Source organism: Azospirillum sp. TSO22-1, from assembly GCF_003116015.1.
In the GTDB taxonomy this organism is placed as follows: Bacteria; Pseudomonadota; Alphaproteobacteria; order Azospirillales; family Azospirillaceae; genus Azospirillum.
Genome location: NZ_LGQZ01000086.1, coordinates 1 through 9,590 on the forward strand (window position 1 = coordinate 1; position 9,590 = coordinate 9,590).

11 protein-coding genes are annotated in these 9,590 nt (G+C 69.7%); 10 read left to right on the forward strand and 1 reads right to left on the reverse strand.

Going from position 1 to position 9,590, the window contains the following annotated elements:
- The 9 genes from TSO221_RS22735 to TSO221_RS22775 form a co-directional block, all read left to right on the forward strand.
- Positions 1-402, forward strand: a 402-nt coding sequence (locus TSO221_RS22735) for a cytochrome c (protein ID WP_146208881.1), incomplete at its 5' end; no start/stop codon positions are given.
- A 13-nt stretch (positions 403-415) separates the two neighbouring features.
- A complete protein-coding gene (locus TSO221_RS22740; protein WP_109120811.1) occupies positions 416-1,309 on the forward strand; it encodes a hypothetical protein in 894 nt (297 codons plus the stop codon).
- 62 nt (positions 1,310-1,371) lie between these two features.
- A complete protein-coding gene (locus TSO221_RS22745; protein WP_109120812.1) occupies positions 1,372-1,941 on the forward strand; it encodes a c(7)-type cytochrome triheme domain-containing protein in 570 nt (189 codons plus the stop codon).
- Positions 1,941-3,029 (forward strand): hypothetical protein, encoded by a 1,089-nt coding sequence (locus TSO221_RS22750; RefSeq protein WP_109120813.1) that lies wholly within the window; start codon positions 1,941-1,943, stop codon positions 3,027-3,029. Before TSO221_RS22745 ends, TSO221_RS22750 begins: the two co-directional genes overlap by 1 nt.
- Positions 3,026-4,084 carry a 6-bladed beta-propeller gene (locus TSO221_RS22755; RefSeq protein WP_109120814.1) on the forward strand — a complete coding sequence of 353 codons (1,059 nt, stop codon included), beginning with the start codon at positions 3,026-3,028 and terminating at the stop codon, positions 4,082-4,084. The genes TSO221_RS22750 and TSO221_RS22755 overlap by 4 nt, the downstream gene beginning before the upstream one ends.
- The gene (locus tag TSO221_RS22760) at positions 4,084-5,112 is read left to right on the forward strand and encodes a cytochrome c biogenesis protein ResB (protein WP_109120815.1); all 1,029 of its coding nucleotides are present in this window, start codon (positions 4,084-4,086) and stop codon (positions 5,110-5,112) included. The genes TSO221_RS22755 and TSO221_RS22760 overlap by 1 nt, the downstream gene beginning before the upstream one ends.
- Positions 5,105-5,902: a cytochrome c biogenesis protein CcsA gene (gene ccsA / locus TSO221_RS22765; protein ID WP_109120816.1), complete on the forward strand. Its 798-nt coding sequence runs from the start codon at positions 5,105-5,107 to the stop codon at positions 5,900-5,902. The genes TSO221_RS22760 and ccsA overlap by 8 nt, the downstream gene beginning before the upstream one ends.
- Positions 5,903-5,912: 10 nt before the next feature.
- Entirely contained in the window at positions 5,913-6,515 is a 603-nt protein-coding gene (locus TSO221_RS22770; RefSeq protein ID WP_109120817.1) for a tetratricopeptide repeat protein, read from the forward strand.
- A 1-nt stretch (position 6,516) separates the two neighbouring features.
- Entirely contained in the window at positions 6,517-7,041 is a 525-nt protein-coding gene (locus TSO221_RS22775; RefSeq protein WP_109120820.1) for a TlpA disulfide reductase family protein, read from the forward strand.
- Between the two features lie 165 nt (positions 7,042-7,206).
- Here TSO221_RS22775 and TSO221_RS22780 read toward each other — a convergent pair whose 3' ends face one another.
- Positions 7,207-7,881 carry a response regulator transcription factor gene (locus tag TSO221_RS22780; RefSeq protein ID WP_109120818.1) on the reverse strand — a complete coding sequence of 225 codons (675 nt, stop codon included), beginning with the start codon at positions 7,879-7,881 and terminating at the stop codon, positions 7,207-7,209.
- A gap of 501 nt (positions 7,882-8,382) precedes the next feature.
- Here TSO221_RS22780 and TSO221_RS22785 point away from each other — a divergent pair.
- Positions 8,383-9,582, forward strand: a complete 1,200-nt coding sequence (locus tag TSO221_RS22785) for a GGDEF domain-containing protein (RefSeq protein WP_109120819.1) — start codon at positions 8,383-8,385, stop codon at positions 9,580-9,582.
- The last annotated feature ends 8 nt before the right edge of the window (positions 9,583-9,590 follow it).

Below are 9,590 nucleotides of genomic sequence, written 5' to 3' on the forward strand. Positions count from 1 at the left end.
GCCGCGGCCGCCCCGCCGCCGGCCCCGGCCGTTGCCGCCGCCCCGGCCGCCGCTCCCGCCGCGCCGGCCAAGCCGGCCGCCCCGGCCGCGGCGCTGACCAAGGACGCGCTGATGACCAAGGGCAAGGCCGTGTTCCTCGACAACTGCGCCGGCTGCCACGGCGAGAACGGCGAGGGCCAGCCCGGCACCTTCCCGGCGCTCAAGGGCTCCAAGGTCGTGCGCGGGCCGATCGACAAGCACATCAAGACGGTGCTGAACGGCGTCGAGAACACCGCGATGCCGCCGTGGGCCGAGAACCTCAACGACGAGGAGATCGCCGCGGTGATCACCTTCAAGCGCAACTCGTGGGGCAACAACACCGGCGACGTGGTCCAGCCCGCCGCCATCAAGGCCGCGCGCTAAAGGGAAGAACGACATGAACGTGCTCTTGAGACTGGGCGGCGCCGTCGCCGCCGCCTTCCTCGCCATGGTCCTGGTCTGCTCGCAGCCCATGGCCCAGGCCGACAAGCGGGTGCCGGTCACGCCCTCGACGACCGAGCAGAAGGCGAAGTTCGTCACCAACCTGGTCAGCCACTCGGTGGCCAGCAAGACCATCGAGTCGAGCGGCGACGACGCGGCCAGGAAGGCGCTGGCCAACTCCCGCGCGCTGGTCGAGGCGGCCAAGCAGGACATCGCCAACAGCAAGTACGAACAGGCCGACGCCAAGCTGAACCAGGCGGTGGACGGGGTGATGACCCACTCCCGCCGCCTGTCGGAAGGCAGCGTCAAGGCCGACCGCGCGCAGGAGGTCTACACCAGCCGCGTCGCCTCGGTGAAGGCGTTGATGGACGCCTACACCCGCGTGGCCGATGAGAAGAAGCAGGCCGGCAAGGCCGCCGAGCGCAAGGCGGCGATCCAGCAGACCCTCAACGAAGCCGAGGCGATGGCCGCCAAGGGCAACAAGGAGGGCGCGCTGGTGGTGGTCGAGCGGGCCTACACCGCGGTCAGCAAGGAGGTCGCGGCGCTGCGCGACGGCGACAAGCTGACCAAGACCCTGAAGTTCGATTCGCCGGCCGACGAGTATGTCTACGAGATCGACCGCAACGATTCGCACTTCTTCCTGCTGAAGCTGACGATCTCGGAGAAGAACCCGGATCCGATGATCCTCAAGCAGGTCGAGGATCTTCGCGGCAAGGCGCAGGGCATCCGCAACGATGCCGAGGCGCGCGCCAAGAAGAACGATCACAAAAAGGCCATCGACGAGCTGGGCCAGTCCACGGATATCCTGATCCGCGCGCTGCGCATGGCGGGAGCCTATATCCCGGGCTGATCGGGTCCTTGCCAAGGGGGCGGAGGGTGCGCGCATCGTCCGCCCGCCTTTTGAGAGGCATCATGCGTCGCTATCTCACCATCGTCGCGCTCCTGGGCGCGGTCCTGTTCGGCGGGACGGCGCTCGCCCCCGCGGCGGAGAAGGCGCCGGCCGCCCAGCCGCCGGCCCAGTGGCAGCTGCACCCGCCGCTGGGCGCGGAGGGCATCTATGATCCCTCCAACCCGGCGCTGTCGGTTCTGCAGGCGCCGCAGGAGGCGCTGGGCGTGCTGCCGCCCAACCCGACCGGCGGCAACTACGTCAACTGGGTGGAGGCGCTGCGCCGCGGCGCCATCAACCCGCGCAAGGGCGTGCAGCCCGACGCGCAGATGAACGTCGTCGACATGAACGTGCTGATGACCCGCACGGCGTCGATGCCCAACGTCAAGTTCCCGCACCGCGAACACACCGAGTGGCTCGCCTGCACCAACTGCCATCCGGCGATCTTCCTGCCGAAAAAGGATGGCAATCCGGTCAACATGTACTCCATCCTGAAGGGCGAGTTCTGCGGGGTGTGCCACGGCAAGGTGGCGTTCCCCGTGACGGACTGCTTCCGTTGCCACAACACGCCGCAGGACCCGCGGAGACTGAAGTGATGCGCTGGCCCGCCCTCCGCACGACCGCCCTGGCCGCGGCCCTCGGCGCCGCGGCGCTGCTGCTGGCCGGCTGCCAGTCCGCGAAAAGCCCGGCCGACGCGCAGCGGCAGTGGCGGCTCTACTCGGTCGAGCAGGCCGGCGGCGGGGCCGGCAAGCGGCTCATCCCCTTCACCACGCTCGACGGCTATCTGGCGCAGACCGGCGGCGGGCTCGGTTCGGTGGCGCGGGCGATCACCGGGGCGTCCGACCTCAAGCCGCTGGTGCGCAACCCGGTCGCGGTGGCGGCCGGCGAGCCCGGCGTGTTCATCGTCGATGAGGCGACGCAGTCGCTCTACCGCTTCCGCTGGCTGTCCGATCAGGCGAAGGACGGGCTGCCCGGCGCCGACTTCACGCACCTGCGCACGCTGACCGAGCTGGACGAGCCGACCGACCTGCACCTCAGCCAGCTCGGCGACCTCTTCGTGTCGGACGGCAACGGCAAGAAGGTCGTGCAGTACGACAAGGACGCCGAGAAGGTCAAAGTCTTCAAGGACGAGGAGAACCTCAACCGCCCGGTCGCGGTGACCACCGACAAGCGCGGCCTGCGCATCTTCGTCGCCGACGGCCTGTACGACCGCGTGGTGGCGTTCAACCGCGCCGGCGTGTCGCTGTACGGCATCGGCGAGCGCGGCGACGGCGAGGGCAACTTCCGCAACATCCGCGCCATGATCCAGGGGCCGGACGGCCTGCTCTACGTGGTCGACGGCATCAGCCGGCACATCAACGTCTTCGGCCTCGACGGGTCGTACATCGCGACCTTCGGCAAGGAGACCTTCACCGATCCCGGCGGCATCGCGGTGGACGACGACGGGCGCGTCTACGTCTCCGACGGCTTCAACCACCGCATCCTGATCTTCGCCAACCGCCGGCTGGTCGAGACCTACGGCAAGCCGGGCCAGGGGCCGGGCGAGTTCCAGAGCCCCGGCAACCTCGCCTACCACCAGGGCCGGCTGTACGTGGTCGACCGGCAGAACGCCCGCGTCCAGGTCTTCCGCGTGGTGCCCGAGGAGCAGGCGCGCCAGCGCACCGCGGCGGGGGAGGTGCAATGAAACTCGGCGCCGCCGTCCTGCTGGCCGTGCTGGCGTTGGCCGGCTGCGCCGGGCCGAAGCTGGCGCCCACGCTGGCGCCCGCCGGGCAGGCCAAGGTCTGGCCCGACCCGCCGGAGACGGCGCGCTACGCCTACGCCGGCACGCTGATCGGCGAGAACGACTTCACCACCGACACCGCCGCCACCTCGCGCAGCACCGCGCTGAAAATCGCCGAGTTCATCACCGGCGCGCTGTTCGGTCAGGCGGCGCCGGTGGAACTGCAGCGCCCGGTCGCCGGCATTGTCGATGCCGAGGGGCGCGTCTACGTCGCCGACATGGGCCAGCAGGCGGTCATGGTGTTCGACATGCCCGCCAAGAAGTTCCTGCGCTGGAACCAGGCGACCGACGAGCAGGACTTCGCCGCGCCCTCCGGCGTCGCGCTGGACGGCAAGGGCGGGCTGTACGTCACCGACACCAACCTGGGCGTCGTCGTCCACCTCGACCGCACCGGCACGCCGCTGGGCACCTTCGGGGCCGGCGAGATGGCGCGCCCCACCGGCATCGCCCGCGACCCGCGCACCGGGCGCCTGTACGTCACCGACACCGCGCGCCACAAGGTGCTGATCTTCTCGCCCGAGGAAAAGCTGATCGACACCATCGGCGCCCGCGGCCACGAGTCCTACGAGTTCAACTTCCCGACCCACATCGCGATCTCCGGCGACCGGCTGTACGTCGCCGACACGCTGAACTTCCGCATCCAGGTCTTCTCGCTGGAGGGCGACGGCAAGCAGGCGTTCGGCCAGATCGGCCTGAACGTCGGCAACATGGCGCGCCCGAAGGGCGTGGCGGTCGGCGGCGACGGGCGCGTCTACGTGGTCGAGTCCTACTACGACCACCTGCTGGTCTTCGACCCGCGGGGGCGCTTCCTGCTGCCCATCGGCGGGACGGGCAAGGAGGACGGGCAGTTCTATCTGCCGGCCGGCGTGTGGACCGACGCGCAGAACCGCGTCTACGTCGCCGACATGTTCAACGGTCGCGTCGCCGTGTTCAAGGAACTGACGCAGGGGATGGAGTGATGGGCGCCGCCGCGCTCGGCAATCCCCGCGTGCGGGCCGCGCTCCGCCTGCCGTCCGCCGTGGCGCGGGCGCTCGGCGTGCTGGCGTCGCTGTGGTGGACGCTGGCGTGGATGGGCGTGACCGCGGCCATCCTGGTGCACGGACTGGCGACCGGGGCGATGGACGCGCGCTGGCTGGCTCTGCCGTGCGGCGGGCTGTTCGTCAACCTCGCGGCGGCGCTGGCGACCAACGGGAAGCTGCGCCGGCAGCCGGGGCTGCTGGTCTTCCACGTCGGGTTGGCGGTGCTGGCGCTGACCGCGGCGGGCGGGCGGCTGACGGCGCTGACCGGCTCGGTCGAGGTGACGCAGGGCGGCGCCTTCGACCCGGCGCTGGTCAACGCCAAGGCCGGGCCGCTGCACCCCTGGGGGCTGGGCAAGGTCACCTTCGTGCAGGGGCCGTTCCGCATCGACTACGACGCCGGGCTGCAGCGCCGCCACACCAACAGCACCGTCTTCGTGCCCACGGCGGGCGGCGGCTGGGACGAGGTGACGGTCGGCGACGACCGGCCGCTGAAGATGTTCGGCTACCGCTTCTACACCACGCCGAACAAGGGCTTCGCGCTGCTGCTGACGCACATCGGCGCCGACGGGCAGCGCCGCACCGGCGCGGTGCATCTGCCCTCCTACCCGATGCACGACTACAAACAGGCCAACAGCTGGACGATGCCCGACGGGCCGGAGCTGGAGCTGTGGCTCGATCTGCCGGCGCCGGTGGCGACGCCGGAGCAGCCCTGGAGCTTCCGCGTGCCGGACGACGCAACCCTCGTCGTCGGCCTCGGCGCGCGGCGGTACGAGCTGAAGCCGGGGCAGGAGATGCGCATCGGCGACGCCCGCCTGCGCTACGAGGAGTTGCGCGCCTGGATGGGCTACACGGTGTTCTTCGACCCGACGCTGCCCTGGCTGGCGGCGGCGGTGCTGGTGGCGTGCGCCGGGCTGGGCTGGCACGCGGTGGTGAAGATCCGCGCCGTGGCGGGGGACGCCGATGCTTGAGGACTGGACGCTGCTGGGCGCCATCGCGCTGTACGCGCTGGCGGCGGTGATGGCGCTGGCCGAGGCGCGACGCGGCCGGGCGCTGCCGGTGCCGGCGGTGATCGGTTTGGCGCTGGTGGTGCATGCGGTGTCCATCGCGCTGCGCTGGCAGCGGCTGGGGCACGGGCCGTATGTCGACATGTTCGAGGTGCTGTCCAGCAACGTCTGGAGCCTGCACGCCGTCACGCTTGCCGGCGTGCTGCTGATCCCGCGGCTGCGCGGGCTGCTGGCGGCGGTACTGCCGGTGTTGCAGATCCTCGTGGTCTGGCTGCTGACCGTGGAGGCGCAGGACACGCTGTTCCCGGTCACCTACGACACGCTGTGGCTGCCGGTGCACGTGCTGCTGGGCAAGGTGTTCCTCGGCGTCACCGTGGTGGCGGTGGGGGGGAGCGTCGTCATCCTGCTGCGCCGCTGGGCGGGGACGGGTTTCGCTGCGCTGCCGTCCACCAAGCTGCTCGACGAGATCAACTTCCGTCTCGTGCTGCTGGCCTTCGTGTTCGAGTGCCTGATGCTGGCCGCCGGCGCGGTGTGGGCGCAGGACGCCTGGGGCCGCTACTGGAACTGGGACCCGCTGGAGACCTGGGCGTTCCTGACTTGGCTGGCGGTTGCCGGCTACCTGCACCTGCGCGTTACCCGCAAGCCGCCGCCGGAAGTGTCGGCCCTGGCCATCCTCGCCATCTTCGTCGTCGCCTTCGGCACCTTCTTCGGCATGCCGTTCGTGTCCGTCGCGCCGCATAAGGGAATGATCTAGGGGGAATGATATGAGGACGCACCCGCGGACTTCCTGGATCCTGGCCGGCGTTGTCGTCTCCGTGACGGCGGTCGGCTCGTTCATCCTCGGGCTGACGTCGGACGACCGCGGCGTGGTGGTCGAGGCGCCACCCGCGCCGCCATCCGTTTCTGCGCCGGTTCCGGCCGCCGCCCCGGCTCCGGGCGACGACGCCTTCCGCGACTATTTCACCGCCGGGGTCGAGTACCTGCGCCAGGGCCGCCCGCACGAGGCGCTGGTCAGCTTCAACGCCGCCAGCCACCTGCGCCCGCACATGCCCGAGGTGTTCGTCAACATCGGCTTCGCGCAGGCCACCATGGGCAACCACGGCGACGCCGCCGGGGCCTTCGACAAGGCGTTGCAGATCAACCCGAACCAGACCAACGCCTATTTCGGCCTGGCGGTGGCGCTGGAGGGGATGGGCCGGCTGGAGGAGGCGCTGGGCGCCATGCGCACCTTCGAGCACCTGACGCCGCGCGACGACGAGAAGTTCCGCGTGCTCGCCGCCAGCGCCATCTGGGAGTGGTCGGCGACCCTGGAGGCACGGCGCGGGCAGGCCCGTCCACCGGACGCCGAACCCAAGGAGGGCAACTGACATGGATCGCCGGAACTTCCTGGGTGGTGCCGCGGCTGTTGCCGCCGGGCTGCTGGCGGGGTGCCGCGAAGACCGGGTGGCGGAGGCGCCGGCGGTCGGTCTGCCCGGCGACCTGCGGATGGTGCGCCTGTTCGAGGAGGGGGCGGACACGCTCGCCGACTTCGCCGGCAAGCCGCTGCTGATCAACTTCTGGGCCACGTGGTGCCCGCCGTGCCGGGCGGAGATGCCGTCGCTGCAACGCCTGTCGCTGCGGCTGGCGGCGCGCGGCGGACTGCTGATCGGCCTGTCGGAGGACACCAACCCGTTCCCGGTGCGCGAATACCTGCGCAGCCAGGGCTTCACCTTCGCCCGCCACATCGACCCCGACCACGCCACGGCGCGGCGGCTGGGGCTGGCCGACTATCCGACGACGCTGGTGGTGGATGCCGCCGGCCGCACCAGGACGCGCCTCGTCGGCGCCGCCAACTGGGACGACCCGGCGATGATCGCCACGCTGGGCAAGCTGATGGGCCTGCGGCTGGGGTAGGGGTTCCATGATGCCCTCCCCCGCCTCCGGCGGGGGAGGGTTGGGTGGGGGCAGCGGCATGCACGAGAATCAACTCCTGCCACCTACGCCATGGCCCCCACCTTCCCGCGCCTGCGGCGCGGGCCCCTTCCTCCCCCAGCGGGGCTGAGGGAGGGGCTATGCACTTCAGCAGCAGGCGCGCGTGTAGCCCGCTTTCTCGGTGCCGTTGGTCAGCAGGCGCAGGGCGTGCACGCGGTTGCGCGCGCCGATCTTGCGGAAGACGTTGGACAGGTGGCTCTTCACCGTGACGACGCTGATGTCGAGGGTGTTGGCGATCACCTTGTTCGGCATGCCCTCCTTGAGGAGCTGCAGGATGTCGCGCTCGCGGTCGGTCAGCGCCTTGGCGCCGCAGCTGCCGTCCGGCGTCAGGTCGTGGCCGCAGACCTGGCCGTTCGGCGCGTCCTCCAGCGACAGCATGGCGGCCGGTACGTACTGCTCGCCGCTGGCGACCAGACGCACCGCCGACATCACGATGTTGGCGTTCATCTGCTTGGAGATGTAGCCGGACGCGCCGGACTTCATGACCTCCAGGATGAAGGAGCGGTGCAGCGCCGGGCCGAGCACGATCACCGCCGTGTCCGGCCGCTGGCGCTTGATCTCGCCGACCAGCTCGGCCGTGTTGACGCCGGGCATGCAGAAATCGACCATGACCAGGTCGATGGGCGCGTCGGCCTGCAAGGCCGCGCGCAGGAGGCGCATGGTGCTCGCCTCGGTCAGGCCGTCCTCGCCGCACATCGGCGCGAGGTAGGGGCGGAGTCCGTCAATCAGCAGAACGTGATGGGTTGCCAGGACAATGTGCATGGAGGGTCCGTTCAATGCCTATGCGATCGGTGGATTGAACGCAGTTCCCGCTGCGCCGGTCGGAGGTCGTGATGCCTCTTTCTTTAGCACAAAGGGGTGATCTTTAAAAGAGGGGATCGCTGGCTATCAAAGCATTCAAGGTCGCATGGCAGAATTGTTTTTGGATTGCGAAGGATAGTTACTCTTATCTTCTCGAAATCGGGAACTTTGATTTATTTTTCTATGTTTTGAGATCTGCGTCTGGTGGCGTCTGAGGTGACGAATGCGCGGCTATGTTGCGCAATGCAAAGCTATGGATGTACGAAGGCGGCGGCGTGGTTGTTGCATGAGGAGTTTTCAGGGCTCGTGAAATACTGTATGGAATAACCGGATACAGCCGCTCCCTGTTTGTGTGCGTTGTGTTTGAGACAGGGGCGGAGGTTCTCGTGCATGACCGGAGCAATCGTGGATCCCAGCAAGATTTCATTGTTGAAACACGATGGGAATCGGCGCGCTCGTGCCTTGCGTGCGGCTTTCGAGCCTTCGGCACCGAGGGATCTGCTGCGCGGTTTCGCGGCGCTGCTGGTGGCGGCGGCCGTGGTGATCTCCGTCCTGTTCGGGACCGGCGTCTATGTCATCTACCGGTCGGAGATGATCCGTGACGCGGAGGTGCTGGCGACCAGCGTCGCCGAGGCGCTGCTGGCGCAGGAGCGTGACCTGCTGCTCGCCCCGGCCGAGCCGGGCGTGGTGGCGGTGCGGCTGGCGGAGGAGCATTTCGCCGCCTTCGACCGCCGCATGCGGCGCTACCTCCAGCCCTTCGGCATCTACAAGATCAAGATCTACGACGCAGGCTCGCTCATCGTCTACAGCACGGACGTGCCGTTGATCGGCCGCGCCGATCCGGACAATCCCCTGCTGCGGCAGGTGCTGGCGGGCGGGGCGACGCTGTCGGAGATCAAGCGGCGCGGGCAGGTCGCCGACCTCGGCGGCGGGGTGCGCTTCGACGTCGACGTGGTCGAGACCTACCTGCCGATCCGCCACGAATCCCGCGTCATCGGCAGCTTCGAGGTGTACCTCGACCTCGGCCGGCAATACGAACAGCTCGGCAGTTCGGTGGCGCTGTCGGTGGTGGTCGGCGTGCTGATCGTGCTCGTCGCCTTTGCGGTGCTGTTCGCCTTCGCCCGTTACGGTGCGGCGCGCTATGCCCTGGTGCTGTCGGAGTTCGCGCACCGCGACGCCACCGACCAGCTGACCGGAGCGCTCAACCACCACGTCCTGCTGGAGAAGACGGAGGAGCTTCGGGGCCGGCTCGGCGACGGGGAGGGGCAGCGCGGCACCGTCTGCCTTGCGCTGATCGAGGTGGACCAGTTCCCGGCGCTGGTCGACGCCGCCGCGCCGGTGACGGTGGACGAGGCGCTGCGCGGGGTGTCGGGCGCCATCCGCGAGCAGATGCGCGACGACGAGCTGCTGGGCCGCCACCGCGGCGGCACCTTCCTGGCGGTGCTGGCGCGCTCCGACCTGAGCGACGCGGTGCTGTTCGGCGAGCGCATCCGGCGCGCGGTGTCCAACACCACCACCCCGGGCGGCGGCCGGTCGGTGACCGCCAGCGTCGGCATTACCCGTTGCCTGCCCGACGACGACGTCGCCACCGCCGTCCGCCGCGCCGAGGACGCGTTGCGCCGCGCCAAGTCCGACGGGCGGGATTGCGTGCGGGCGGTGTAGCGGGGATG

Excerpts from the sequence above, each read along its gene's own strand:
- TSO221_RS22750 (WP_109120813.1), top strand. The coding sequence starts at position 1,941 with ATGCGCTGGCCCGCCCTCCGCACGACCGCCCTGGCCGCGGCCCTCGGC.
- TSO221_RS22740 (WP_109120811.1), top strand. The coding sequence starts at position 416 with ATGAACGTGCTCTTGAGACTGGGCGGCGCCGTCGCCGCCGCCTTCCTC.
- TSO221_RS22760 (WP_109120815.1), top strand. The coding sequence starts at position 4,084 with ATGGGCGCCGCCGCGCTCGGCAATCCCCGCGTGCGGGCCGCGCTCCGC.
- TSO221_RS22770 (WP_109120817.1), top strand. The coding sequence starts at position 5,913 with ATGAGGACGCACCCGCGGACTTCCTGGATCCTGGCCGGCGTTGTCGTC.
- TSO221_RS22755 (WP_109120814.1), top strand. The coding sequence starts at position 3,026 with ATGAAACTCGGCGCCGCCGTCCTGCTGGCCGTGCTGGCGTTGGCCGGC.
- ccsA (WP_109120816.1), top strand. The coding sequence starts at position 5,105 with ATGCTTGAGGACTGGACGCTGCTGGGCGCCATCGCGCTGTACGCGCTG.
- TSO221_RS22775 (WP_109120820.1), top strand. The coding sequence starts at position 6,517 with ATGGATCGCCGGAACTTCCTGGGTGGTGCCGCGGCTGTTGCCGCCGGG.
- TSO221_RS22745 (WP_109120812.1), top strand. The coding sequence starts at position 1,372 with ATGCGTCGCTATCTCACCATCGTCGCGCTCCTGGGCGCGGTCCTGTTC.
- TSO221_RS22780 (WP_109120818.1), bottom strand. The coding sequence starts at position 7,881 with ATGCACATTGTCCTGGCAACCCATCACGTTCTGCTGATTGACGGACTC.